At 60.3% G+C, this 602-nt stretch carries 1 protein-coding gene; it reads right to left on the bottom strand.

The genetic code is table 11. The features are described 5' to 3' along the window. Nucleotides 1-602: TRAP transporter substrate-binding protein (locus tag EN780_RS36760; RefSeq protein ID WP_133372982.1), on the bottom strand; the 602-nt coding region annotated here is incomplete at both ends.

Below are 602 nucleotides of genomic sequence, written 5' to 3'. Positions count from 1 at the left end.
ATACCAGGTGACCGTCTGCTTGGCGGCCTCCTTTATCGCCGTCTGCTGCTCCGCCGGCAGGGTCTCCAAGCGATCCTTGTTCATGAACCACCAATTGGCGGTCCAGATGTAGTTCGCAATGGAGAGCTTGTCGGCGACCTCGTACCATTTGGAATCGTAGTAGTCGCGAACCTCGGGTTCCACTGCGCTCACAACATGTGCCTGAAGCGAGGTATAGACCTGCCCGAAGGGAATAGACTCGGCGAGAGCGCCGAGCTGGCGCATCGTGGCGAGAATTACCGGATTCGGCGGGGTGCGGATCTTTAGCCCTTTTAGATTCTCAGGGCTTGTGATGGCCGTGCCGGTGGAGGCAAACTGGCGGAAACCCGAGTCGAGAGCGCCAAGCAGGACGTAGCCTCTATCCTGCCCGAAGCCCATCAACTCCGCCCCGATGGGCCCGTCGAGGAAGGCGTGTATGGCCTTGTTGTTGGCGAAAAGGAAAGGCAAGGACGTCACGTTGAGGCGAGAGTCGATTGCGTACACCGAACCCCCGAGGCCGATGTCGATCGAGCCCACGCCAACGCCTTCCGCGATAGAGTCCTCGTCGCCGAGCTCACCGTCCG

Source organism: Mesorhizobium sp. M4B.F.Ca.ET.089.01.1.1, from assembly GCF_004022605.1.
Classification (GTDB): domain Bacteria; phylum Pseudomonadota; class Alphaproteobacteria; order Rhizobiales; family Rhizobiaceae; genus Mesorhizobium; species Mesorhizobium abyssinicae.
Note: the sequence above shows the minus strand (reverse complement) of the source record. Positions and strands in the feature narration are given on the sequence as shown.